Source organism: Burkholderia sp. 9777_1386 (genome assembly GCF_015712265.1).
Taxonomy (GTDB): domain Bacteria; phylum Pseudomonadota; class Gammaproteobacteria; order Burkholderiales; family Burkholderiaceae; genus Burkholderia; species Burkholderia cenocepacia.
On the sequence record NZ_JACCQB010000079.1, the window covers coordinates 1 to 25,281 of the forward strand.

The window sequence follows — 25,281 nt, forward strand, 5'->3', positions numbered from 1 at the left end:
ATGCGAGCAGGGAGGCTCGCTTACGCGCCAAATTCACTGAATTGAGCGCCGATTCGCTTCGTCATCCAGAAAATTTGAAGCCATCTCGCCTGCAACTTCGGAAGTTGGTCCATTGATCAGCGTTTCCTTAAAAGACGGCTCGTGTCGACGGACCTACTCTGATCGCACGAATCCGGTTGTTTTCGGCACGATCGGCAAGCAAGACGAAAGAATTCAAACGATTCGTCCTGCAGGCGCTCCGGGTTCCGACTCAGGCGAAGACGCGACACGGCGACAGGTCAATCAGGGAGACAACAACGATGCGCCCGACGCCTTGCTTCCGTCGCGACGATACGTCGACGCACACGAAGGCTGCCTGAGATCCATTTCCATAATCGAGACGAGGACGACATGAACACGCCCACCCTTCATCAAGCAGGACTCCGAATGATCATGATCGCGGCCGGCGCCGCGGCGCTGATGTCGCTGTCCGCGTGCGGCGGCTCCGGCTCGCTGAGCCAGGGCACCGGCGGCAGCGGGTCGGGATCGGGCGACACGACGGCCACGACCGGCGGCACGGGCAACGGCTCCAGCGGCACGTCCGCCAACGGCGTCGGCCAGACGACCGCGGCGTCGAGCAACATCGTGACCGCCGCGGGCGGCACCGTGTCGGGCGGCGGCGCGGTGATCGCGAGCCAGTCGGTGCCCGGCACCAACGCGGCGACCATGCAGGGGCTCGGCACCGTCGTGCAGGACGTCGGCGCGGCCGTCACCACGCTCGGCACCGGTCTCGGCGCCGGGCTCGGCCAGCTCGGCGCGTCGTCGAATCCGGTCGGCACGACGGTCGCGAGCACGGGCGGCGTGGTCACGAACCTCGGCGACGCGGTCGCGGCGACCGGCGGCGTGGTGTCCAGCCTCGGCGCCAGCGGGTCGGCGCTGGCGCCCCTCGCGCCGGTCACGTCGCCCGTCGGCGGCGCGATCACGACGCTCGGCAACACGATCGCCGGCGGCGGCGCCACGCTCGGCACGCAGTTGTCGACCGGCCCCGTCGCGCAGGTCACGGGCGCCGCCAGTTCGGCGATCACGCCGATCACGACGCAGGTCGGCTCGATCACGCAGACGGTCGCGTCGAGCACGCCGCTCGGCGCGCCGCTCACGAACCTCGTGACGACGGTCGGCAACGGTGTCGCGAACGCCGGCATGACGATCGCGAAAACCGGCGGCAACCCGGTGACGACCGGCGTCGGCAACGTGGTGACGGCAACCGGCAACACGGTCGCCACCGCCGGCACGGCGCTGCTCGGCGGCGGCGGCGCCGCGACGAGCCCGCTCGCACCGGTGACGGGGTTGCTGTCGACGGGTGCACTCGGCGGTGCAACGGGCGGCGGCAACCCGGCAGGCGCGCTCACGTCGGCGGCCGGCACCGTGACGGCCGCCGTGTCGGGCGCGACCGGCGGCGCGCCGGTCGCGGGGCTGACGGGCGGCAGCGGCACCGGCGCGCTGTCGAAGACGGGTGGCGTGCTCGCCCCGGTGACGACGACGCTCGGCTCGCTGGTCAAATAAGCAACACGCCATGCGGCGCCCGCCGCGTCGTCGACGCTCGGGCGCCGCAACCGCATCTCCGACGGTTTCCGCGGTCGTCCGCCCGCGTCCGATCCCTTCCTTTTCCCGACGGTCCGCCTGCAACAGGCCATCGAAATCGGTCCTGAAAGCAAGACACGTTAAACTCTCACCTCGCGTGGTGCGCCGCCCGCACCCGCCATCCATCGCCAGCCGCGTGCCCTCGGGCCGCCCCCGACCCATGGAGTGAGTGTCAATGAGCGGCGGACTCCCGTTTCCCGCATCCCGCAAGTCGTTGCCGTCGTCGACGGTCTTCCTGATTCTCGCCGCCGCCGCGCTGCTGTCCGGCTGCGGGCTGCTGCCGGTCCAGAACCCGCCCGCCCCGATCAGCGAGGCGCTCGTCGAGCCGGTCGAGGAGACCGCCGGCGAGCCGCTGACGATGCCGCCCGTGCCGGCGCCGACGCAACCGGAAACGCCGGAAGCGCCGAAGAAGCCGCACCGCGAGGTGACGCGGCCGAAACCCGTGCAGCGCCCCGAATCGCCGACCCCGCCGCCACCTCCGCCCCCGCCGATCGTCGCGACGCGCCCGCTCGACCGTACCCAGATCCACGCGCTGCTCGACAGCGAAGTCGCGCGCCGCAACGGCAAGGTGGTCGGCCGCGCGGTCGACATGGTGGTCGACGCGAGCGGCAAGCCGCGCGAGATGATCGTCAACCTGCAAGGCTTCATGGGCATCGGCGACCGCAAGGTCATCTTCCCGTGGAACGTGTTCCGCTTCACGCCGGGCGGCAAGCAGGAGCCGATCGTGCTCGACGTCCCGTCGGGCGACCTGCCGCCGGCCGCGCGACCGAAGGCGGTGCCGCTGTCGGGTTCGGCCGCGGCGTCGCCGACGACGCGGCTGCCGATGCTCGACAGCGATGTCGAGCGCCCGAACGGCACGAAGATCGGCCGCATCGTCGACGTGCTGATCGACCGCGGCGCACAGCCGCAGGCCGTCGTGCTCGACCTCGGCGGGCTCGTCAATACCGACCGCCGTTCGATCGCCGCGAGCTGGGGCGCGCTGCGCTTCGTCACGCGCGACAAGGCGCTGCACCCGCAGCTCGACCTGAACGACGCCCAGATCAAGGCATCGCCGCCCTACGCGGCCGACAAGCCGATCGTCGCGGTCTTCCCGCCCGTTGTCCCGGCCGCGCCGGCTTCGTCTGCGAGTGCCACCCGATGACGATCAAGCATTCCGTCAGCGTTCGCAGTCTCCGGGCCCTCGACTGGCTCAACTTTTTCGTTGCAAACGTTCAAACCGGGTTCGGTCCGTTCATCGCGTCCTACCTCGCGTCGCACAAATGGACGCAGGGCGAGATCGGCATGGTGCTGTCGATCGGCACGATCAGCGCGATGGTCAGCCAGGTGCCGGGCGGCGCCGCCGTCGATGCGCTGAAGAACAAGAAAGGCGCGGCCGCGTGGGCGATCGCGGCCATCATCCTGTCCGCGGTCCTGCTCGCGTCGAGCCCGACGATCGTGCCGGTGATCGCCGCGGAGGTATTCCACGGCTTCGCGAGCTGCATGCTGGTGCCGGCGATGGCCGCGATCTCGTTCTCGCTCGTCGGCCGCGCCGACCTCGGCGACCGGCTCGGCCGCAACGCGCGCTGGGCGTCGATCGGCAGTGCAGTCGCGGCCGGGCTGATGGGGCTGACCGGCGAATACTTCTCCGCGCGCGCGGTGTTCTGGCTGACCGCCGTGCTGGCGCTGCCCGCGCTGTTCGCGCTCGCGATGATCCAGCCGACGCACCAGGTGATCCCGCAGTCGTCGAAGCCGGACGACCTCGACGAAGCCGGCGAGCGCGAAACGCTGCTCGAACTGCTGCGCGACCGCCGGATGCTGATCTTCGCGGCCTGCGTCGTGTTGTTCCACCTGTCGAACGCCGCGATGCTGAACCTCGCGGCCGGCGAAGTCACGGCCGGGATGGGCGAGAACGTGCAGCTCGTGATCGCCGCGTGCATCATCGTGCCGCAGGCGATCGTCGCGATGCTGTCGCCGTGGGTCGGCCGCTCCGCGCAGCGCTGGGGGCGCCGGCCGATCCTGCTGCTCGGCTTCTCCGCGCTGCCGGTGCGCGCGCTGCTGTTCGCGGGCGTCAGCAGCCCGTACCTGCTCGTGCCGGTGCAGATGCTCGACGGCATCAGCGCGGCCGTGTTCGGCGTGATGCTGCCGCTGATCGCAGCCGACGTCGCGGGCGGCAAGGGCCGCTACAACCTGTGTATCGGGCTGTTCGGGCTCGCGGCCGGGATCGGCGCGACGCTCAGCACGGCCGTGGCCGGCTACGTCGCCGATCACTTCGGCAATGCGGTCAGCTTCTTCGGACTCGCGGCCGCGGGCGCGCTCGCGGTGCTGCTGGTCTGGCTCGTGATGCCCGAAACCCGCGTCGAGAATGGCGATGCGACGGCCGACGAACCGGCCGCCGCCTCGCCCGAACAGGCGCATTGACGGCGGCCCGCCGCCACCCGCTTCTTGGCCGACGCACGATGGATACGATCAGGACACTCAACGAAGCCCGCCAGCAGATCCAGCAGTCGATCTTCGATCTGTTCAAGGGGCTGTCATTCAGCGAGCGGCTCACGCAAGGCGCGCTGATGGCGCTGCAGGCCGTCTGCGGCGCGTGCCTCGCGTATGCGATCGGCCGCGCGATGCATACCGAGCAGGCCGTGTGGGCGGCGATCACCGCGATCGCCGTCACGCAGCACAACTACTCGGACACGATGTCGCTGTCGCGCGACCAGTTCATCGGCGCGATGGTCGGCGGCGTACTCGGTTTCGCCGGCGCGGCGCTGGGCGGCGATCGCCTCGTCGCGTATGCGCTCACGGTCGCGGTCGTGATCGTCTGCTGCTGGTGCCTGAACGTCGGCAGCGCGGCGCGGCTCGGCGGCGTGACCGCGACGATCGTGCTGCTGTTCCCGGGCAACGGACCGCTGTGGGACGTTCCGCTGATCCGGCTCGGCGAAGTGACGCTCGGCACGGTATGCGCGCTGGGCGTGTGCTGGCTGATGTCGAGAATCGAACGGCGCTGGTTCCGCCGCGCGGCGGCAAAGTGACGCGCTAATCCGGCGGCCCGGCGCGCATCGCGGCATCGCCATCCATGCCGGGCCGCGGGTTAGGTCAGTCGCCGATTCGCAGCACGATGCCGGAACCGATCTGCACCAGCAGGTGATCCCCGCCGACGCCGACCCATTGATAGCCGCGCGGCGGCGGACTCAGGTGATAGCCGCGCCAGTCGTCGATCACGTATTGGCGGTCGCGGAACTCGGGAGGAAGCCGGTCACCCTTGTGCCACTCGCGGCGCGGCTGGTCGGCCCAGCGCGGCGGTACGTCTTCAACGCGGCCGGGCCCTTTGCGCATGTCGTGCTTGCCGTGACCATACGCATGGCCATTGCCATGCCCATGCCCGTGGTCGTCCTGTTGCGCGCTGGATAACGTCGGCGCCGCCAACGCGGCGGCCACGAACACAACGGCAAGAATCGGGTGCCTTGTTACCATCATCCACCTCCCGTCGAACCGCCGGCGCCGGGATGACGCCGGCCGCACACAAGGCTAGCACACCTCGCGGGGCCCGCCGGTTGTGCGGCGCCACGCACGAGGCAGCGGGTATACTCTCGCTCACCTTCGATCCGTACGATTTTTCATGGCTGAACCTACGCTCGGCGTCGCCATCATCGCCCACAACGCGGCCCGCCGGCTCGCGCAGTGCCTCGACGCGCTCGCCTTTGCGGACGACATCGTGGTCGTCGACGGCGGCAGCACCGACGACACCGTCGAGATCGCCCGCGCACACGGCGCCCGGGCGATCGTCGCCGCCGACTGGCCGGGCTTCGGCCCGCAGAAGAATCGCGCGCTCGCAGCGCTGTCGACGGACTGGGTGCTGTCGATCGACACCGACGAAATCGTGTCGGACGAGCTCGCCGCATCGATCCGTGCGGCGTTGCGCGCCCCGCAGGCCGATGTGTACGCCATCGACCGGTTGTCGGCGTTTTGCGGCAGCTGGGTGCATCACAGCGGCTGGTATCCGGACTGGATCCCGCGCCTGTTCCGGCGGGACACCGCCCGCTTCTCGGACGACCTCGTCCACGAGCGGCTGGTGTTCGACGGCCGCGTCGCGCGGCTCGACGGGAAGCTGCACCACTACTCGTACGACGACATCGACGCGGTGCTGCGCAAGCTCGACGCGTATTCGAGCGCCGGTGCGCGGCAACGCCGCGCGGCCGGCGAGCGGGCGACGGTCGGCAAGGCCATCCGGCGGGGGGTGTGGGCGTTCGTGCGGACCTACGTGCTGCGTCGCGGGTTCCTCGACGGGCGGGCCGGATTCATGATCGCGGTGTTCAATGCGGAGACGGTGTACTACCGCTTCCTGAAGCTCGCGCACGACGGCGCGGCCGAACCCGCATCGCGCCGCTAGGCAGCGGCCGAAAGGTGCGCCGATGGCGCACCGGTTATACGCCGCGGCGCGGCAAGGCCGACACGTCGATGATCGACTCGCGCTGCGCCTCCACCACCGGACGGCCTTCGACGAGCGCCGCCGCGGCGGCAATCACGCGCTGCGCGGAAAGCTCCGTCAGGCAGCGGCTCCAGCTTTCCAGATGACGGTCGCAGCCTTCGAGTTTGCAAGGCACGCAGTCGCCGTCACCCTGCATCAGGTAAACGTTGCCGCGCTGCGCCGAACCGCGCAACGCCCACGGCTCGTCGTGAGCGGGCCAGTGGGCGGGCCACGGCCCCCAGCGCACCGGGTTGGACGGTCCGAACAGCGCGAGCGTCGGCGTCCCGCACGCGGCGGCGACGTGCGTCGCGCCGGTGTCCGGCCCGACGAACAGCCGTGCGCGGCGAATCAGTTCGGCGGTCTCGCCGAACGTCAGGCGCCCGACGAAATTCGCGACCGGCTCGCCCGCGGCAGCCACGATCCGCTGCGCATAGTCGACCTCCGCCGCGCCTGGCCCCCCGCTCAGCGCGACGTCGAAGCCGCTTGCGCGGGCCCAGCGGATCAGTTCGACCCAGCCGTCCTCGCGCCACTGCTTGTAACGGAACATCGGGGATGGGTGCAGCACGATGTGCGCTCGAGTACGCGACAGCGCGGCCGGCCCATACAGCAGTGCGTCGAATTGCGCGACGCGCGCCGGATCGGTGCCGATGCCGGGCGCGACCACTTCAGCGCAAGGCGTCACGCCGAGCACTTCTGCAATCGCGAGACTGCTCGTCACCGTGTGGACATCGCCGTGGCGATTGAGCGCAATGCCGTCCAGCATGAAACGCGTCAGCCGCGTGATCCGCTCCGGATCGACGAGCCCGACGCGCCGACGCCCACCGAACCACGTATAGAAACGGGCACGATCGGAGCTGATCGCCGCGCATGCGAGATCGTAGCGCCGCCACAGCCTGGCCGCGTCGGCGAACCGCTCGCGCGGCTTCGCGCGCTGCGCGACGACGATCACCCGACGAATGTCGGGATTGTGCTCGAGCACGCCCTCGGTGCCGCGAAACACGACCATGTCGATCTGCGCGTCAGGCCAGCGCCGCTTCAGGGAGCGGACCAGCGGCGTCGCCAGCAGCACGTCGCCGATCCGGCGGGTGCAGGTGACGAGAATGCTGCGCGGCGGCGTATCGAACGTAAGGGAAGCGGTCACGGCGGGTATCGACTGACGGAAGCGGGCCATTTTAGCGAAATCGCGCGGCGCGAACCATGCTGCCGGCTCAGCGCGCCGCCGCGAGCAGGTCGGCGGCGAGCGCGGCGAAACGCCGGTTCGCCGCCGGCACGTCGAACGTCGCGATCCGTGCCGCGGCACAAGGCGCGAGCGCCGCGCGCACGTCCGCGTCGGTCACGAGGCGTTCCAGCGCCGCCGACATCGCATCGACATCGCCGACCGGCACGAGCAGGCCTGCGCGGCCGTCGTCGAGCATGTCGCGCGGGCCGGTCGGGCAGTCGGCCGCGAGCACCGGCGTGCCGAGCGCCATCGCTTCGCCGAGCACCATGCCGAACCCTTCGTAGCGGCTGCTCAGCACGAGCGCTTCGGCGGCGCGAACGTACGGAAACGGATTCGCGCAATAGCCCATGAAATGCACGGCATCGCGAATCCGCAGTTCGTCCGCAAGCTGCTCGAGTGCTGCGCGATCCGGCCCGTCGCCAAGCAGGACGAGATCTACCGCGTCCGGCCGGCGAGCACGCCATTGCGCATACGCGCGCAGCAGTGTCCGGTGATCCTTCTGCCCTTCGTCGAGCCGCGCGACCGACACGACGAACCGTTCGGCCGGCCACTCGACCGACGCCGTTGCTTGCTGCCGGATCGCAGCGATGTCGATCACGTTCGGGAGTTCGACGACCCGCACGCCGGAGCCGGCGAACATCTTCTCGGCTTCGTGCTGCATCGCAGGCGTCAATACCGCGATCGCCGCGTAGCGCGCGTACTGGCGCGTGCGCCGCGCCATGTACGCGTCGCCTTTTTTGCCGAAGCGTGCGACGAAGCTGTAGTGGCTGACGCCCAACCACGGCGCGGTACCGCGGCCGGCAATCCGCCGCAGCGAGAAATCGTAATCGCAGACGAGGTCGTAGCCGGAGGCGACCTGCAGGAAGCGTCGCGCGACCAGCCGGCGAATCGCCGCATGGGTCGTCAGCTTGTGCAGCAGCTTTTCGCCGAAGCGCAACCGGCGGCGGCGCTCGAGCTGGTGCAACGCATGCGACCAGCGCGCCGTCGCGAGCACGTGAACCGGCACGTCGGCCGGAATCGCGCCGCTGCGGCGCAGCGCATCGAGATCGTCGGTCGGGAAGGCAACCGACAACGCGGGAGCAAACTGGCGGCGATCCAGCGCGTTCAGCCACGCGACCAGCGCGGTTTCGGTACCGCCCCGCCCGAAGTCGTCGATATGGAACAGCAATCGCACGGGCTTGCCGTTCGCGATCGACGGGCCGGCTTCCGCGCGGCTCGCGACGGCGTTCACGATCCGCTCCCCGGCTGCGCGCGACGCACGCGTGCGCGTCGCTCGCCATGCCCGAGCACCAGCCCGGCAAATGCCCAGAATGCCAGGATCGTCGTCTGCCACATGAAATCGTCCACCAGGTTCTTCGTGACCATCCCGACCACGAGCGCGATGCCGCCCGCCGCAATCCACGGATCAGCCTTCCGCAGTCGCCAGAACGCGAATGCGAGCGCCGCCAGCAACAGTGCCTGCATTGCCAGGCCGATGCGCCCGGTCTGTAGCCACGTATTCAGGAAAAGATTGTGCGCGTGCGTCAGCGCCTGCGGCTCGAGTGCCAGCAATTCGGGCGGCATCTCGCTGCGGTAGGCCATTCCCGGCACCGGTTTGCCGAAACCGATACCCAGCCATTTGTGACGGCTACCTTGCTCGTCATAGAACCGCCACAGCTTGGGCCGCGTGTCCGACGACAGCGTGTCGCCGACTGCCGTCATGCCGGGCGGCACATACAGACGCACGCCGGCGATCGAGACGTCGCGCGATGCGGCCAGCGGCGGCGGTGAATCGTGATAGCGCAGCCGCGCGCTCATTTCGAGCGTGCCGATCGCACCGGCGCCGACGACGACCACTGCCAGCCCCGCCAGCAGCAGATGATGCCGGTACAGCGGATAAAGGCCGATCAGCAACACCACCGCGGCAGCAGGCCAGAAGAAGCGGTTGAGGCTGGCAAGCCCGACCATCCCGCACAGCACGAGTCCCGACACGCCGAACCAGCGCCAGCCGCGCCTGGGCACGAAGAACGCACAGAACAACGCCATGGCGAACGCAACGAGCGTACTCGTATGCCCCACCCGCGCATAGAACCGCAACGGGAACGTTTCGGGTGTCGGCGGCTGCAGCTTGCCCCAGTAGATCACGCTGACCGCGGCGAGCAACGCGCACGCGAGCCAGACGGTCAGCGTGACGCGTTCGGGCCGCTCGACCCGCGTGCCGAACAGCCAGAAGCCCCAGAACGACAGCAGCGGATACACGACCTCGTCGAGCCACGCATGCCGGCTGACGTCCGGGAACACCGACCAGCGGGTGGCCGCGAAACTCCACGCCGCCCAGCCGACGATCGGGACGAACAACGGCCACCGGAACACCGCCGGCCGGTCGCGCCCGCACGCGGCGCCGATCAGCGCAATCCCGACCAGCACCATGCTGCAATTCACGAACGCCGCCATGTGCCCGAACATGATCGCGAACATCAGAACGGGGCAGCCAATCCACAGAAGACGCTCCATACGCGCCGCAATAGCCGTCATCGAACTTGCACCAGAACGTGTTTCAGTGCGCCACGTACCGCGTCCACCGACAGCCCGCTCATGCAGCCCGCGGAGCCGTCGTGCCACGCGACGCATGTCGTGGCGTCGCGATCGCATCGCCTGACCCATTGGACGTGACGCCGGAAAATATACGGTTGATCGCGGCATGGCATGTCCGCGATCGTTACGGCGACGAACGGAACGTCGCGCCAGTAACGTCCGGCACCGTGAACCAGCGCGCTGCCGGGCCCGAACAGCGCGACGGTCGGTACGCCGATGAGGCGCGCGAGATGCGCGACGCCCGTGTCGGGACAGACAACTGCCCGAGCGCCTGCATAGAGATGCCAAAGATCGGCGAGACCGAGTTTCCCGGCAAAGTTCGGCTGCCCGGCGTGCGGCCCGATCTGCTCGATCAGGTCGGCTTCGCTCTTGCCGCCGCTCCACACCACCCGATAGCCACCCGCCTCCATGTCGGCCGCCAGCGCTCGCCAGCGCTCGATCGGCCAGCGCTTGACCATCGTGCTGGCACCCGGATGCAGCACCACGTAGGGCCGCTCCCGAAGCGCCGCTGGCAACGCGACGCTCGGCGGCGGCGCCGGCCAGTCGCCCGGCCGGTATGCGCGCGGAGGGCTGCCGTCGACCAGGTCCGCGATCAGGTCGCCCCACGCGGCCGGCGCATCGGGATACGGACGGCGTTCGTCGACCGGCCAGTTCTTCCACGCCGGGGCATCGCCGTCGTGCGCGACGATCCAGCGACAGCCGGCCGCGAGCGCCAGCCAGCTGTGACGGTTATCCGCCGCGACGAGGCCGAGATCGTACGGCCCCGACGCCAGCAAGCGGCGCACCGACACGGGATCACGCGGATCGAAAGCCAACGCCTGGACGCCAAACGGCTCGCCCGCATACAACGGTGCGATCGCCTTCGGACACGCGAGCGCGATGCGCGCGTGCGGATATTGTTCGCGCAGCTTCGCCAGCAACGGTGTCAGCAACAGCGTATCGCCGAGCAGGAGATGGTGCGCGACGAAAATGCTCGCCGGTTGCCGAGGCTTGCGCCGCAGCGGCTTGAACAGCAATCTCGGCAGAGCCCGCGCGAAGATGTGGATACGTCCGGGGAAGCGGCTCATCGTTAACAGCGGGCTGTCTCGATGGCAAAATTCGCGACGCGGATCGGCCCGATGAACAGCCGAGTCGCCACACGAATCACCATGATCATTGTGAATTGAATAAGTATTTGCACGGAGCAAATCGCGCCGATCAACCGGCACGAATCACCGGAGCGGAATAGCCAGCCGCACCACCCAAACAGGCCGCCAGAGTATACCATCGCCCCCTCGCGCGCCCGAACCGGAAGCCGTCTGACAGATTGCCCCTTACAGGGACGGACCGCTACGCCGGCGCCCACGCCTCGCGGGCCAGCGCGAGCAACTGCTCGACATGATGGCGCACGCCCGGGTCGTAGCCTACCGCGTCGCGCGCGACGGCAGCCCGGTCGCCGGCTCGCACGCGCTGTGCGGCCGTCGCCAGCACGGCGCGCAGCGCCTCGACATCGTCGGCTGCGAACGTCAGCTTCGCATGGTCCGCGATGACGTCATGGCAGCCGAGCGTGGGCGGCAAGATCACGGGTGTCCCGCACATCACTGACTCGATGCCGACCAGCCCGAACGGCTCGTATTTCGATGCAAGGATCGTGTAATCCGCCGCGCGGTATCCGTCCTCGATGTCCTTCACGTAGCCGATGTAGCGCAGTTGCGCCGAGGTCCGCTCCGGCGGGCGGCCGGCCACCGCGACGACGATCGACGCGTCCGTCCCCTGCAGCGCGGCCTCGATCAGCGGCAAGCCCTTGCGCACGTGGCTGCTCGACGGAAACAGCAGCACGACGTCGCGCTCGCCGAAACCGAAGCGGCGCCGCAACGCGGTGCGCTCGTCGTCGCCGACAGGCGTGAAGCGCTGCGCATCGACGGGGGGATACAGCATGCGGATCCTGGCGTCGTCGACGCCGTACAGCGTGCGCAGTTCGTCGCGCATCATCTGCGAATGCGCGACCACATAGCGCGCATTCGCGTACTGCCGGCTCTCGAGCGCAATCTGGCGCCGGTCGAAATAGCCCGGTGCGCGGCCGATCGCGCGCAAGAACCCTCGATGTGTGCCGCCGCAAATCGCGATCTCCGAGCAGGCGACCCGATTACAGCCGATCAGCACATCCACGTCGGCCGCGCGGCGTGCACCGCGGAGCCGCCACGAGAACCATTCGTCGCGCACCTTGCCGGGCAGGAACGAGACGTTGATCCGATGCGGCTCGACGAGCCGCGCCTCCGGAATCGACGCGTCGACGGAGCGCGCGAAGAACGCGGGCGTCACGCCCGCCTCCGCCATTCCCCGCGCGATATCGATCGCGTAGCGCTCGAGGCCGCCCCCGTGCTTCAGCGCATTGGCCGACAGGCCGATCTTCATCTCCGCACGCGCGACACGGGCCCGCACGACGCTCACCCGGCCTCCTGCTGGAACTGAATCCGATGCAGATGGGCATATAGGCCGCCGGATGCGAGCAGCGCCGCGTGGCTGCCGCTCTCGACGATTCTGCCGCCGTCCATCACGAGAATCCGGTCTGCACGCTCGATCGTCGACAGCCGGTGTGCGATCACCAGCGTCGTGCGGCCCTTCATCAGCGTCTCGAGCGCCGCCTGAACGTGACGCTCGGATTCCGAATCGAGCGCCGACGTCGCTTCGTCGAGAATCAGGATCGGCGCATCCTTGTAGATCGCGCGCGCAATCGCGAGACGCTGGCGCTGGCCGCCCGACAGGCGCATCCCGTTGTCGCCGACGAGCGTGTCGAGCCCGTCGGGCATCGCCTCGACCGTACTGAGCAGATTCGCGGCGCGCAGCGCCGCCGTCACGCGTTCGCGGTCGGGGGTTTGGCCGTACGCGACGTTGCTCGCGATCGTGTCGTTGAACAGCACGACATCCTGACTCACCATCGCAATCTGGTCACGCAGGTCACGTAGCCGATACTCGGGTAACGCGACGCCGTCGACGAGAATCTCTCCGGACGTCGGATCGAAAAAGCGCGGCATCAGGTTGACAAGCGTCGTCTTGCCGCTGCCTGACGGCCCTGCGAGCGCGATCATCTCGCCAGGCGCCACGTCAAACGACACGCGGTCGAGCGTTGGCTTGCCGGTGCCGGCGTGATACGCGAACGACACGTCGTTGAAACGAATCCGGCCGGTGGCCCGCTCGAGCGGCTTGCCGCCGCCTTCGGGCTCACGCGGCTCGTCGATCAGGCCGAAGATCAGCTCGGCCGCCGTCATCCCGCGCTGCAGCGGCTGGTTCACGTCCATCAGGTGCTTGAGCGGCGAAATGATGAGCAGCATCGCGGTGACGAACGCGACAAAGCCACCGACCGTCGTCTGGTCGTTCGCGGACTGCACGACGGCAATCGTCAGCACGACGGCCAGCGCGATCGACGCGAGAAACTGCGTGAGCGGCTGCGCAAGCCCACCCGACACGATCATTCGCATCGAATAGCCGCGCAGACGCCGGCTCAATTCGTTGAAGCGGCTGATTTCGTACTGCTCGCCGTTGTGGATCTTGACGACCTTGTAGCCGCCGACGGTCTCCTCGACGATGTACGCGAGCTGGTTCGTCAGCATCTGGTGCTCGCGGTTCAACCGGCGCAAACGCCGGTTGATCTTGCCGACGAGCCAGCCGATACACGGCAGCAACACGGCGACGATCAGTGTCAGTCGCCAGTTCAAATAGAACAGATAACCCAGCAGAAAGACCACCGTCAACGAATCACGCACGAGCGTAATCAACACGCCCAGCAATACGTTCAGGACCTGGTTGACCTCGAAGACGACCGCATTGATCACCGTACTCGCGGTCTCGCGCTGGAAAAACGACACGCCGGTGTGAATCATCCGGTTGAACATCTCGATCCGCAGGTCGAGCAGGATCCGGTTCGAGACATACTGAAGCAGATAGTTGGACGCGTACTGCGCGGCGGCACGCACCAGCGCGAGACCGACGACCGCGATCGGCACGTAGAGCTTCGCGGTCACGTCGCCCTTCGTGCCGAAGCCGCGGTCGAGCAGCGGCTTGAGCAACGCCGGAATCCCGGCTTCCGTTGCCGCGACGACGGCCATCGCGAGGACGCCCGCCACCATCACCCACAGGAGCGGCTTCAGGTACGGCCAAAGGCGGCGCGCGACGACCACGGGCGACGATGCGTCTTCCCCGCCTATGGGTTTGCTAAGAGTAGGCTTGACGCTCAAGGTGCCCTCAAGGAATTTGAATCGAAAATCATTCAGTAGACGATTTCGGCGGAACTACCGTCGAACGCCGCGCGCAGCTCTGCCAGCAGCACGTCGCTCGGTTTCACGCGCCAGGCATCGCCCAGACGCATTTCGCCTTGCGCGCGCGCGTTGCTGTAGTGGATCTGCACCGCGAGCCCGTTCGGCAGCGGCGCCTGCGGGCGCCGACCGCCATCGCGCCCGCCGCCGCGCGGCGCGGGCGCTTCGATCACGTTCGCGGCGGCCGGATCGTCCTTCGACACGTGCGGCTCGAGCACACGGCGCAGCGCGAGCGCGTCGGCGTTGCCGTTCATCGTCAGCCGCACGGCCTGCGCGTAGCGGCTGCGCGCGCGTTCGAGATCCATCACGGTATCGGCCGTGAAGCGAATGCCGCCGGTGAACGCGTCGTTGCGCGCCTGCCCCTGCACGATCAGCAGCTCGTCTTCCTTGAACAGCGCCTTGTTCGCCTCGAACTGTTCGTTGAAGATCGTGATCTCGCACTGGCCCGTGCCGTCGTCGAGCAGCGCGATCAGCATCTTGCCGCGCTGCGTCATCTGCGTGCGCAGCGACGCGATGATGCCGGCGACGAGCTTGTCGCGCCCTTCCTTCAGGTCACCGACCTTCTGCCGCACGAAGCGCCGCACTTCGTCGCGATACGCATCGAACAGGTGGCCGGACAGATAGAAACCCAGCGCGGCCTTTTCTTCCTGCAGGCGGCGCTTGTCGTCCCACGCGGGTTCGTCGACGAGCGCATGCGCGTGCGGCGACTCGGCGCCCATGTCGAACAGGCCGGCCTGCATCGCGTTCGCTTCGGCCTGGTCGGCCGCTTCCATCGCGAGCGGCACCGACGCGATCAGTTGCGCACGGTTCGGGTTCAGCGAATCGAACGCGCCGGCGCGGATCAGCGCCTCGACCGTGCGGCGGTTGACGACGCGCCGGTCGATCCGTTCGCAGAAGTCGAACAGGTCGGTGAACGCCTTTTCCTCGCGGGCGCGCAGGATTTCCTCGATCGCGTTCTGGCCGCTGCCCTTCACCGCGCCGAGGCCGTAGCGGATCGTGCGCGAGCGCTTGCCGTCGGCTTCCGCGACCGGCTCGAACCGGTAATGCGACTGGTTGATGTCCGGCGGCAGCACGGCGAGGTTGTTCACGACGCAGTCGTCGAACAGGATCTTCACCTTGTCGGTGTCGTCCATCGCGAGCGTCATGTTGGCCGCCATGAATTCGGCCGGATGGTGCGCCTTCAGCCACGCGGTGTAATACGCGAGCAGCGCATACGCGGCCGCGTGCGACTTGTTGAAGCCGTAGCCCGCGAACTTCTCCATCAAGTCGAAGATCTCGTCGGACTTCTCGCGCGTGAGGCCGTTCTTCGCGGCCCCCTCGGCGAAGATCTCGCGGTGCTTGACCATCTCCTCGGGCTTCTTCTTGCCCATCGCGCGACGCAGCAAGTCCGCGCCGCCGAGCGAGTAGCCGCCGATGATCTGCGCCATCTGCATCACCTGCTCCTGATAGACCATGATGCCGTAGGTCTCTTTCAGGACGGGTTCGACGCGCGGATCCGGGTATTCGACCTTCTCGCGGCCGTGCTTCCGCGCGCAGAAGCTCGGGATCAGGTCCATCGGGCCCGGCCGGTACAACGACACGAGCGCGATGATGTCCTCGAAGCGGTCGGGCTGCGCATCCTTCAGCATGCCCTGCATCCCGCGGCTTTCCAGCTGGAACACCGCGACCGTGTTGGCCTTCTTCAGGATCTGGAACGACGCCGGATCGTCGAGCGGCACCTGCGCGAGCGACCAGTCTGCCTTCGACGGATCGAGACGGCGGATGTAGCGCTCGGCCCAGTCGAGGATCGTCAGCGTCGTGAGACCCAGAAAGTCGAACTTCACGAGGCCGACGGCTTCGACGTCGTCCTTGTCGTACTGGCTGACCACGCCGCCGTCGTCGCCCTGCGTGTACAGCGGGCAGAAATCGGTCAGCTTGCCGGGCGCGATCAGCACGCCGCCCGCGTGCATCCCGACGTTACGCGTGAGGCCCTCGACGCGCTGCGCGAGATCGAGCAGCTGGTGGACTTCGTCCTCGTGGTCGTAGCGCTCCTGCAGCTGCGGTTCTTCCTTCATCGCGTCGGCAATCGTCACGTGCTTGCCGGGCTTGAACGGAATCAGCTTCGCGACGCCGTCGGTAAACATGTAGCCGAGGTCGAGCACGCGGCCGATGTCGCGCACGGCCGCCTTCGCGGCCATCGTGCCGAACGTGGCGATCTGCGAGACGGCGTCCGCGCCGTATTTCTCCTTCACGTACTGGATCACGCGATCGCGGCCGTGCTGGCAGAAGTCGATGTCGAAGTCGGGCATCGACACGCGTTCCGGATTCAGGAAGCGCTCGAACAGCAGGTTGTAGCGCAGCGGATCGAGGTCGGTAATGCCGAGCGCGTACGCGACCAGCGAACCGGCGCCCGAGCCGCGGCCCGGGCCGACCGGCACGCCGTTGTTCTTCGCCCAGTTGATGAAGTCCGCGACGATCAGGAAGTAGCCGGGGAAGCCCATCTTCGTGATGGTCCCGCACTCGAATTCGAGGCGCTTGTAGTACGTGTCGCGCTGCGCGTCGCGCTCGGCTTCGACCGGATACAACTGCGCGAGGCGGGTTTCGAGCCCCTCCTTCGACAGCTGGACCAGGTAGTCGTCGAGCGACATGCCGTCCGGCGTCGGGAACAGCGGCAGTTTCGGCTTGCCGAGCTCGAGCTTCAGGTTGCAGCGCTTCGCGATCTCGACCGTATTGGCAATCGCCGACGGCAGGTCGGCGAACAGCGCGGCCATGTCGTCCTGCGTGCGGAAATACTGGTCGGTCGTGAAACGCTTCTGGCGCCGCGGGTTCGCGAGGATGTCGCCTTCCGAGATGCACACGCGCGCCTCGTGCGCGGTGAAATCGTCGTCGGTCATGAACTGCGTCGGGTGCGTCGCGACGACCGGCAGCTTCAGCGACGCGGCGAGCGTCGCCGCCTCCTGGATGTACGCCTCGGCGCCCGGCTGGCCGTAACGCTGCAGCTCGATGTAGAAGCCGCCCGGGAACACCCTCGCCCAGCGCTCGGCGTGACGGCGCGCGGCTTCTTCGTTGCCCGCGGCCAGCGCGAGCCCGATATCGCCCTGTTGCGCGCCCGACAGCGCGAGCAGCCCCTGCGCGAGCTCGCCGTCGAGCCAGCTCGCGTCGAGTTCCGCGCGGCCGCGGTACTGGTTCGTGAGCCACGCCTTCGACAGCAGCTCGCAGAGATTCAGGTAACCGACCTTGTCCTTGACCAGCAGCAGCAGCCGCGACGGCTTGTCGCGGTCGTCCGGATTGGCAATCCAGACGTCGCAGCCGGCGATCGGCTTGATGCCCTTGCCGCGGGCTTCCTGGTAGAAACGGACGAGGCCGAATGCGTTGCCGAGATCGGTGAGCGCGAGCGCGCCCTGACCGTCCGCGGCCGCCGCCTTGACGATGTCGTCAATGCGCACGATGCCGTCGGCAATCGAGAATTCGGAGTGAACGCGAAGATGGACGAAGCGAGGATCTGACATGGGCGCTATTGTAGCCGCCCCGCCGCGCGGGCTGCCCAAAAAATGCCCGCTTTGGCCGTTCGGCCGATGCACGCGGCGACGCGTCGCGCGGTTGGCCGATCGGCCAGGTACCGACGCCCGCGCCGTTTGCGGGATAATACGGTTTTTCGAATCAGCGCCCCGGCTTCGCACCCTTTTTTGCGGGCCGCCGGGCGGCCGTTTTCCCGTCGGACCATCATGACCATCGTCAACCTCGCCGCCTACCACTTCGTATCGCTCGACGCGAACGAGCAATGGCGCCCGCTCGTCACCGCCCGCTGCAACGAACTCGGCCTGCGCGGCACGATCCTGCTCGCGCCGGAAGGCATCAACCTGTTCATCGCCGGCACGCGCGAAGCCACCGACGCATTCATCGCGTACATCCGCCACGATCCGCTGTTCGAAGGCAAGTTCGCGACGCTGCAGTTCAAGGAAAGCCTGTCCGACTCGCAGCCGTTTCGCCGCATGCTCGTGCGCCTGAAGCGCGAGATCATCACGATGAAGAAGCCCGCGATCAAGCCGGAACTCGGCCGCGCGCCGTTCGTCGACGCGCGCACGCTGAAGTCGTGGCTCGATCGCGGCCACGACGATACCGGCCGCCCGGTCGTGATGCTCGACACGCGCAACGCGTTCGAGGTCGACGTCGGCACGTTCGACAACGCGCTCGACTACCGGATCGACAAGTTCAGCGAATTCCCGGAAGTGATCGACGCGAACCGCGCCGACCTCGAAGGCAAGACGGTCGTGTCGTTCTGCACCGGCGGCATCCGCTGCGAGAAGGCCGCGATCCACATGAAGGAAATCGGCATCGACAACGTGTACCAGCTCGAAGGCGGGATCCTGAAATACTTCGAGGAAGTCGGCGGCGCGCATTATCACGGCGACTGCTTCGTGTTCGACTACCGCACCGCGCTGAACCCGCAGCTCCAGCCGACCGAGAACGTCACGTGCTTCGCGTGCCGCGCGGTCGTCACGCCGGAAGCGCAACGATCGCCGAGCTACGTGGCCGGCAAGTCGTGCCCGGCCTGCGCGCAGGCAGCCAGCGCCGCGTAACGGCGCGTCGCACCGCGACCCGCGATGAATCCCGGCTATCGCGGCCGCTTCGCGCCGTCGCCCACCGGCCCGCTGCACTTCGGCTCGCTGGTCGGCGCGCTCGCAAGCTGGCTCGACGCCCGCGCGCACGGCGGCACATGGCTCGTCCGCATCGAGGATCTCGACGGCCCGCGCACGGTCCCCGGTGCGGCCGACGACATCCTCGCGACCCTCGCGCATTTCGGCATGACGCCCGACGAACCGCCCGTCTGGCAGAGTACGCGCGATGCGGCCTACACGGCCGCGCTCGAGCGGCTCGTCGCGGCGGGGCTCGTCTATCCGTGCGGCTGCACGCGCAAGGAAATCGCCGATTCGCTGCGCGCCGCCCATGAACGCCATACGACGCTCGCGTATCCGGGTACCTGCCGCACCGGCCTGCACGGCAAGCCCGCGCGCGCATGGCGGCTGCGCGTGCCGGACGGCGACGATGCGGTCGTCACGTTCGACGATCGCTGGCAGCACGCGCAATCGCAGAACCTCGCGACCGAAGTCGGCGATTTCGTGCTGAAACGCGCGGACGGCCAATGGGCGTATCAGCTCGCGGTCGTCGTCGACGATGCCGATGCCGGCATCACGCACGTCGTGCGCGGCGCCGACCTGCTCGATTCGACCGCGCGCCAGATCTACCTGCAGCGCTGCCTAGGCGTGCCGACTCCCGCGTACCTGCACGTGCCGGTCGTCGTCGATGCCAACGGCGAAAAGCTCAGCAAGCAGACGGGCGCGACGGCACTCGAACGCGACGATCCGCTGCCGGCGCTGCGGGCCGCGGCCGCGCATCTCGGTCTGGCGGCCGATGGCGATCTGCCGGGCCATACGATCGACGCGTTCTACGCGGCCGCGACCGATGCATGGGTGCGTCGCTTCGGGCCGCGTGCCGGTTGAATCGCTTGCAGGACGCCGGCCCACGCCGACGACGCGCCTGTCTCGGTCAGCACCGAATCCAGCCGCATGAAAGCAAGGCGAAAGCCACGTCCGCCGACGACTCGGCATCGAAAGCTCCTCCCGCACGCGGCAAGCAATAGCTCGCACACGCCCCGCCCCGATCGCCTCGCCCAATGAAAAACGGGCACATGCTCGTCACATGTACCCGCTTGTCCGGCAGCGCTCACGCACCGCCCCAACCACTCGGCCCGCCTTATGCCGACGGCTTGCGCGGCATCCCGAAGCCGCCGAGCAGCGCGGCGACCTGGCGCTTCGGCCCTTTCTTCTCGGGCTGCTGCGCGGGCTGCGCGTCGTCCGGCTGCTTCGCCGACGCCGACGGCTCGTACGGCTTCAGGAAGAAATCGTCGACCGGCGCTTCGTGGCGGCGATGATGGCCACCGCGCTCGGCGCTGCCCGACGACCGGCGGCCCGATGCCCCGCGATGCTCGTCGCGATCGCGCCGGCCGCCCCGTTCGCCACCGCGCTCACCGCCACGCTCCCCGCCGCGCTCGTCGTGACGATGGCGCGCCGGCTTGTCGAGCTTGAGCGTCTGCATTTCGAGCGGACGCTTGATCAGCTTCTCGATATCGGCGAGCTGCTTGCGCTCGTTCGGGCTGCACAGCGACAGCGCGTCGCCCGTCGCACCCGCGCGGCCGGTACGGCCGATCCGGTGCACGTAGTCTTCCGCGCTGAACGGCAGGTCGAAGTTGATCACGGCCGGCAGCTCGGCGATGTCGAGACCGCGCGCGGCCACGTCGGTCGCGACCAGCGCCTCGATCTCGCCGCGCTTGAACGCGTCGAGCGCCTGCATCCGCTCGATCTGCGTCTTGTCGCCGTGGATCGCCGATGCGACCACGCCGTCGCGCTCGAGATTGCGCGCGAGGCGGCTCGCACCGATCTTGCTGTTGCAGAACACGATCACCTGCTTGAGGCCGCGATCGCGCAGCAACTGCACGACGGCCGCCTGCTTGTCGCCTTCGGCGACGTCGTAGACGATCTGCGTGACGTTCGCGTTCGTCGAGTTGCTGCGCGCGACCTCGATCGTCTGCGGGTTGCGCAGGTAGGTCGACGCGAGCTTCTTGATTTCGCCCGAGAAGGTGGCCGAGAACAACAGCGTCTGACGCTCCTTCGGCAGCAGGTTCAGGATGCGCTGCAGATCGGGCAGGAAGCCCATGTCGAGCATCCGGTCGGCTTCGTCGAGCACGAGGATCTGCACCTGGCCGAGGTTCGCCGTCTTCTGCTGCACGTGGTCGAGCAGGCGGCCCGGCGTCGCGATCAGGATCTCGACGCCGCGGCGCAGTTCGGCCGATTGCGGGTTCATGTCGACGCCGCCGAACACCACCGCGCTGCGCAGCGGCGTGTGCTTCGCATACGCGTGCACGTTCGCGGCGACCTGGTCGGCGAGTTCGCGGGTCGGCGTGAGGATCAGCGCACGCACCGGGTGGCGCGCCGGTGACGCGCTCGTGTTGGCCTGCGGCAGCAGACGCTGGATGATCGGCAGCGAGAAGCTCGCGGTCTTGCCGGTGCCCGTTTGCGCGGCGCCCATGACGTCGCGGCCGGCGAGCACGACCGGAATGGCCTGCGCCTGGATCGGCGTCGGCGTCGTATAGCCCTGCTCCGCAATGGCTTTCAGGATATCGGCGGCAAGGCCGAATTGATCGAAGGTTGCGTCGACGGGCTTGGCGACAGAATCGGACATGGTGGCGTTTCGCTCAAAAGGCGCGGCGGGGACATCGTGCGTCAGGCCAGCCGGGCCTGCGCTCATCACAATTCGGAAATAGACGGAGCCGCGGCGCGCCGCGCGGCGCCGCTCTGGCGCTTGGGACCGGTTCAATGCGAACGCTGGACGCCAGGCCGTGCGGACTCCGTTCGGCGCGAATGCCGGCGGAAAGGGCCGTATTGTAGCACCGTGCGGGCATCTGTCCGTGACAAGCCGCGAACGGCCGTGGCGGCGGTTCGCGCGGCGGGGCCGCCCAGGCCCGCCCAAGGCCCGCGCGGGCGAACGGCTGGCCGATCGGGTTATCCGACTCGGCCGGCACACGATATTAGGGGTTCGATCTCTAAGCGTCGTATCGACAGGTGCGCCGCCAGCCCGACAGCCGGTCAACACGGGTGGCGAATACGCTCCGCGATCGTGCCCGCCGGTCAGCCCTTCTTCTTTTTCTTCTCGACCTGCACGCAGTCGCCCAGCAGCGGCGGCGACTTCGGGTCGGCGATCTCGTCGCGCAGCGTCGCTTCCTTGCCCTTCGTCCACCACGTATAGCGGCCTGCCTGATAGCGCGCGCCGGACGCCGACACCGTATCGACGAACAGCATCTGCTTGCCGTCGACCGGCACGAGCGCGAAGCTCTGGCCGTTGCCCGCGAGCCAGTACGACACGCGCACCGGCTGCTTGTGGTTCGCGCACTGGTAGACGGTTTGCTGGCGCGCGTCGGCGTCGATCTCTTCGACGGTCAGTTGCGCGGCATGCGCGACGGAAACGGCGGTGCCGGCGAGCGCAAGCGCAGCGAAGGTTTGGCGAATCATGCAGGTCCTCTCACGAGACGGGTGGAAACGCGCCCTCGCGGGGCGCGCGGTTATTGTTTATCGGGGTGGCGGGTTAGCACGCCGGTTGCCGGAATCAGGGATCGATCACGTCCGCGCACGCATCGGTCGGCGCGGCGGCGACATGGCCGACGAGCGGCACGATCTTGAGCCCGGCCGACGCCACGCGGCACGGCGCGGCCGCAAGGCCGCAGCCCGCGAGACTCGCGACGAGCGCCAGCGCGACGCCCAGCTTTCCGATACGCAACCATCTCGACGCCATCGTCCTCTCCTCGTTCCGTCAGCGCGCCGACACGGGCCGGACGGCCGCGGCCGCGCGCTTCGCGCGTTCGCGGGCTTCGTCGACGGTCGCGCCGGTCGCCAGCGCGACGCCCATGCGTCGCTTCGCAAAACTTTCCGGCTTGCCGAACAGGCGCAGGTCCGCGCCCGGCACCGCGAGCGCGTCGCGCACGCCTTCGAACGCGATCCCGCGCTCGTCGAGCCCGCCGTAGATCACCGCCGACGCAGCCGGCGTGCCGAGCGCCGGATCCACCGGCAGCCCGAGAATCGCCCGCGCGTGCAGCTCGAATTCCGACTGGCGCTGCGAGGCGAGCGTGACGAGGCCCGTATCGTGCGGCCGCGGGCTCACCTCGGAGAACCAGACGTCGTCGCCGCGCACGAACAGCTCGACGCCGAACATCCCGCGCCCGCCGAGCGCCTCGGTCACCTTGTGCGCGATCTCGCGCGACTTCGCGAGCGCTGCCGCGCGCATCGGCTGCGGCTGCCACGATTCGACATAGTCGCCCGCCACCTGCACGTGGCCGACCGGCTCGCAGAAGTAGGTACGCGTGTCGAGCGTCGCGGGGTCGATCGCGCGCACGGTCAGCTGCGTGATCTCGTAGTCGAAATCGACGAAGCCCTCGACGATCACGCGGCCGTGGTTCACGCGCCCGCCCGCCATCGCATGGTCCCACGCGGGTTTCACGTCGGCGTCGGTCTTCACGACCGACTGCCCCTTGCCCGACGACGACATCACGGGCTTCACGACGCACGGCATGCCGATCTTCGCGACGGCCGCGCTGAAGGCTTCGAACGAATCGGCGAACGCATACGGCGACGTCGGCAGGCCGAGTTCCTCGGCCGCGAGCCGGCGGATCCCTTCGCGATTCATCGTGAGCTGCGTCGCGCGCGCGGTCGGGATCACCTCGGCGAGGCCGGCCGCCTCGATCGCCGCGAGCGCGTCGGTGGCGATCGCCTCGATCTCGGGCACGATCAAATGCGGGCGCTCGGCCTCGACGATCGCCCGCAGCGCGGCCGGGTCCGTCATGTCGATCACGTGCGCGCGATGGGCGACCTGGTGGCCCGGCGCATCCTGATAACGATCGACCGCGACGACTTCGACGCCGAGGCGCTGCAACGCGATGATGACTTCCTTGCCGAGTTCGCCGGCGCCGAGCAGCATGACGCGCGTGGCCGAGGGTGAAAGCGGCGTACCGAGCCGCTGACCGATCTGCATGTGATTTCCCGCTGGTTCTGTTGGAGGACGAAAACGGCTTCGATGTTAACACGGGCATCCGGGCCGGTTTGGGCGGTTTGGTCGCGCCCACGCCGCGCCGCGCGATCCCGTGGGCGGGCTGCGAACGTTTTCACGCGCGAAGTGTCGGCTCGCCTGCCGCGGGGCGGGTGCGTTACTCTTACGCCTTGATCAGAATCCGAAGAGGAACGAGGCTCATGTCCCACCTGTCCGCGGCCGCACGCGCACGCACCGGCCTGCTTCGCCCGTTGCGCGCGCCGCTTTGCGCGCTGACGCTTGCCACGCTTCTCGCCGCCTGCGCGATGCCGACCCATCCCGATTCCGCCGCCCCCGCGCCCGACCCGTACAACCCGGCCGCCGTCCAGCTGCTCGACGACACCAGTTGGGAGCTCACCAGCTGGGTGAACGCCGACGGCACGCCACGCGCGATCCCGCACGGCGACAACGGCGAACCGATCAAGCTCGCGCTGTCGACCGATTCGGGCATCCGGCGCGCGAGCGGGTTCTCCGGCTGCAACCGCTACATGGGCACCTACGCGATCAAGAACGGCGTGCTGAGCTTCGGCCCGCTCGCCGGCACGCGGATGGCCTGCCCAAACACGCTCGGCGGCCAGCTCGAAGCCGCCTACCTCGATGCGCTCGCCCACGTCGAGAAGACCGGCGTGCAGATGCGTGCGCCCCAGCAATTGCAGATCGTGACCCAGGCCGGCGCAACGCTGACGTTCACGCACCGGAGCCCCTGATGTACGGCGCGCGCGAAGGCCGACCGACCGCCTTCGCGTGGCGCGCCACGCGCACGCGCCAGCCGCGTGCGTCGCGCAGCGTGAATCGGAATCACGCCGCGTTAGAGTCTTGTTCGCCGGCCGGTTAAACTCGGCGGGTCGCGCCCCGCGCGCCCCGCCCCACTCCTGTTTCAAAGCATGCACACGGTTGTCTTCGGCTGGTTCGGCATCTCCGCCGTCTGGTTCCTCCTTCTCTTCTGGCGTCTCGTGCAGGCGATGCTGCCCGGTGGCGGCGGACTCGCCGGTCGCGGCTCGATTCGCCTGTGGCTCGGCTTCGCCGCGGTATTCGTCGCAAGTTGCACGCTGACGAGCCCGCTGTCGGGCCCCGACACGAACGCGCTCGGTCATGCGTTCTCGGCCGGCTTCGCCCACGTGCTCGGCCCGGTCGGCACGCCGGTCGCGATGGTCGTGCTGTTCTTCGCCGGCCTGCCGTGGCTGACCGGCATCGGCTGGCGGCAGTTCGCCGCATGGGTCGACACGTCGTTCGGCGTCAAGCTGTCGCGCGACGGCGGCGACGACGACGCGCGCGGAATCGCCGACCTGCCGCGCAGCGCGCTGCATCGCGACGACGACGTCGTGCAACCGACCACCGCGCACACCGTCAACTCGATGGCGCCGCGCCAGAACGGCCGGTATTCGCGCCCGACATTGTGGAAACCCGATCCGCAGGCACGACCGAAGCCGCGCAGCAAGACGCCCCCGCGCCCGCTTGCGGAACCCGTCGCGCCGTCGGGCTGGCTGAAGCCGACCGCCTCCCCGCGCACGCCGGTGCCGCCCGCC

20 protein-coding genes and 1 pseudogene are annotated in these 25,281 nt (G+C 68.5%); 9 read left to right on the forward strand and 12 right to left on the reverse strand.

The window, feature by feature from the left end:
- Positions 1 to 390: 390 nt before the first annotated feature.
- The 4 genes from H0X91_RS32590 to H0X91_RS32605 all read left to right on the forward strand — a co-directional run bounded on the left by H0X91_RS32590 (position 391) and on the right by H0X91_RS32605 (position 4,622).
- Positions 391 to 1,542, forward strand: coding sequence for a collagen-like triple helix repeat-containing protein (locus H0X91_RS32590; RefSeq protein ID WP_077056575.1), 1,152 nt, complete (start codon positions 391 to 393; stop codon positions 1,540 to 1,542).
- A gap of 253 nt (positions 1,543 to 1,795) precedes the next feature.
- Entirely contained in the window at positions 1,796 to 2,761 is a 966-nt protein-coding gene (locus tag H0X91_RS32595) for a PRC-barrel domain-containing protein (protein WP_006497038.1), read from the forward strand.
- Positions 2,758 to 4,017 (forward strand): MFS transporter, encoded by a 1,260-nt coding sequence (locus tag H0X91_RS32600; RefSeq protein WP_006489615.1) that lies wholly within the window; start codon positions 2,758 to 2,760, stop codon positions 4,015 to 4,017. The genes H0X91_RS32595 and H0X91_RS32600 overlap by 4 nt, the downstream gene beginning before the upstream one ends.
- Before the next feature lie 38 nt (positions 4,018 to 4,055).
- The gene (locus tag H0X91_RS32605; protein ID WP_060211828.1) at positions 4,056 to 4,622 is read left to right on the forward strand and encodes an FUSC family protein; all 567 of its coding nucleotides are present in this window, start codon (positions 4,056 to 4,058) and stop codon (positions 4,620 to 4,622) included.
- 64 nt (positions 4,623 to 4,686) lie between these two features.
- Here H0X91_RS32605 and H0X91_RS32610 read toward each other — a convergent pair whose 3' ends face one another.
- Positions 4,687 to 5,064: an RcnB family protein gene (locus tag H0X91_RS32610; protein WP_046337625.1), complete on the reverse strand. Its 378-nt coding sequence runs from the start codon at positions 5,062 to 5,064 to the stop codon at positions 4,687 to 4,689.
- A gap of 145 nt (positions 5,065 to 5,209) precedes the next feature.
- On the opposite strand from H0X91_RS32610, the gene H0X91_RS32615 reads away from it, so the two are divergent.
- The gene (locus H0X91_RS32615; RefSeq protein ID WP_196433697.1) at positions 5,210 to 5,980 is read left to right on the forward strand and encodes a glycosyltransferase family 2 protein; all 771 of its coding nucleotides are present in this window, start codon (positions 5,210 to 5,212) and stop codon (positions 5,978 to 5,980) included.
- Between the two features lie 34 nt (positions 5,981 to 6,014).
- Here the strand turns inward: H0X91_RS32615 and H0X91_RS32620 are convergent, their stop codons facing one another.
- The 7 genes from H0X91_RS32620 to dnaE form a co-directional block, all read right to left on the reverse strand.
- Positions 6,015 to 7,229 (reverse strand): glycosyltransferase family 9 protein, encoded by a 1,215-nt coding sequence (locus tag H0X91_RS32620; protein ID WP_058901669.1) that lies wholly within the window; start codon positions 7,227 to 7,229, stop codon positions 6,015 to 6,017.
- A 37-nt stretch (positions 7,230 to 7,266) separates the two neighbouring features.
- Complete coding sequence (locus tag H0X91_RS32625) at positions 7,267 to 8,508, reverse strand: glycosyltransferase (RefSeq protein WP_006497042.1); 1,242 nt, start codon at positions 8,506 to 8,508, stop codon at positions 7,267 to 7,269.
- Positions 8,505 to 9,734 carry an O-antigen ligase family protein gene (locus tag H0X91_RS32630; RefSeq protein ID WP_006497044.1) on the reverse strand — a complete coding sequence of 410 codons (1,230 nt, stop codon included), beginning with the start codon at positions 9,732 to 9,734 and terminating at the stop codon, positions 8,505 to 8,507. The genes H0X91_RS32625 and H0X91_RS32630 overlap by 4 nt, the downstream gene beginning before the upstream one ends.
- A 53-nt stretch (positions 9,735 to 9,787) precedes the next feature.
- The gene (locus H0X91_RS32635) at positions 9,788 to 10,918 is read right to left on the reverse strand and encodes a glycosyltransferase family 9 protein (RefSeq protein ID WP_077056577.1); all 1,131 of its coding nucleotides are present in this window, start codon (positions 10,916 to 10,918) and stop codon (positions 9,788 to 9,790) included.
- A gap of 262 nt (positions 10,919 to 11,180) precedes the next feature.
- Positions 11,181 to 12,245, reverse strand: coding sequence for a glycosyltransferase family 4 protein (locus H0X91_RS32640; RefSeq protein WP_012492745.1), 1,065 nt, complete (start codon positions 12,243 to 12,245; stop codon positions 11,181 to 11,183).
- 32 nt (positions 12,246 to 12,277) lie between these two features.
- Positions 12,278 to 14,065, reverse strand: a complete 1,788-nt coding sequence (gene msbA, locus H0X91_RS32645) for a lipid A export permease/ATP-binding protein MsbA (RefSeq protein ID WP_034201493.1) — start codon at positions 14,063 to 14,065, stop codon at positions 12,278 to 12,280.
- Positions 14,066 to 14,097: 32 nt separating this feature from the next.
- Positions 14,098 to 17,631 (reverse strand): DNA polymerase III subunit alpha, encoded by a 3,534-nt coding sequence (gene dnaE / locus H0X91_RS32650; protein ID WP_058901673.1) that lies wholly within the window; start codon positions 17,629 to 17,631, stop codon positions 14,098 to 14,100.
- A gap of 216 nt (positions 17,632 to 17,847) precedes the next feature.
- Between dnaE and H0X91_RS32655 the strand changes: the two genes are divergently transcribed.
- Together H0X91_RS32655 and gluQRS are read left to right on the forward strand one after the other, a co-directional pair.
- Complete coding sequence (locus H0X91_RS32655; RefSeq protein WP_006489627.1) at positions 17,848 to 18,702, forward strand: sulfurtransferase; 855 nt, start codon at positions 17,848 to 17,850, stop codon at positions 18,700 to 18,702.
- Positions 18,703 to 18,726: 24 nt separating this feature from the next.
- Complete coding sequence (gluQRS, locus tag H0X91_RS32660; RefSeq protein WP_060266955.1) at positions 18,727 to 19,623, forward strand: tRNA glutamyl-Q(34) synthetase GluQRS; 897 nt, start codon at positions 18,727 to 18,729, stop codon at positions 19,621 to 19,623.
- Positions 19,624 to 19,876: 253 nt separating this feature from the next.
- Here the strand turns inward: gluQRS and H0X91_RS32665 are convergent, their stop codons facing one another.
- The 4 genes from H0X91_RS32665 to purT all read right to left on the reverse strand — a co-directional run bounded on the left by H0X91_RS32665 (position 19,877) and on the right by purT (position 23,701).
- Positions 19,877 to 21,427: a DEAD/DEAH box helicase gene (locus H0X91_RS32665; protein WP_034178288.1), complete on the reverse strand. Its 1,551-nt coding sequence runs from the start codon at positions 21,425 to 21,427 to the stop codon at positions 19,877 to 19,879.
- 380 nt (positions 21,428 to 21,807) lie between these two features.
- Positions 21,808 to 22,188 (reverse strand): MliC family protein, encoded by a 381-nt coding sequence (locus H0X91_RS32670; protein WP_006497051.1) that lies wholly within the window; start codon positions 22,186 to 22,188, stop codon positions 21,808 to 21,810.
- 94 nt (positions 22,189 to 22,282) lie between these two features.
- Positions 22,283 to 22,468 (reverse strand): DUF6726 family protein, encoded by a 186-nt coding sequence (locus tag H0X91_RS32675; protein WP_006489604.1) that lies wholly within the window; start codon positions 22,466 to 22,468, stop codon positions 22,283 to 22,285.
- A gap of 18 nt (positions 22,469 to 22,486) precedes the next feature.
- On the reverse strand, positions 22,487 to 23,701 hold the full coding sequence (purT, locus tag H0X91_RS32680) for a formate-dependent phosphoribosylglycinamide formyltransferase (protein ID WP_034201491.1): 1,215 nt from the start codon (positions 23,699 to 23,701) through the stop codon (positions 22,487 to 22,489).
- Positions 23,702 to 23,916: 215 nt separating this feature from the next.
- Here purT and H0X91_RS32685 point away from each other — a divergent pair, with 215 nt between their 5' ends.
- Both H0X91_RS32685 and H0X91_RS32690 read left to right on the forward strand, forming a co-directional pair.
- Complete coding sequence (locus H0X91_RS32685; RefSeq protein WP_006489608.1) at positions 23,917 to 24,462, forward strand: META domain-containing protein; 546 nt, start codon at positions 23,917 to 23,919, stop codon at positions 24,460 to 24,462.
- Positions 24,463 to 24,639: 177 nt separating this feature from the next.
- Positions 24,640 to 25,281, forward strand: a pseudogene (locus tag H0X91_RS32690) (DNA translocase FtsK); the annotation flags it as partial.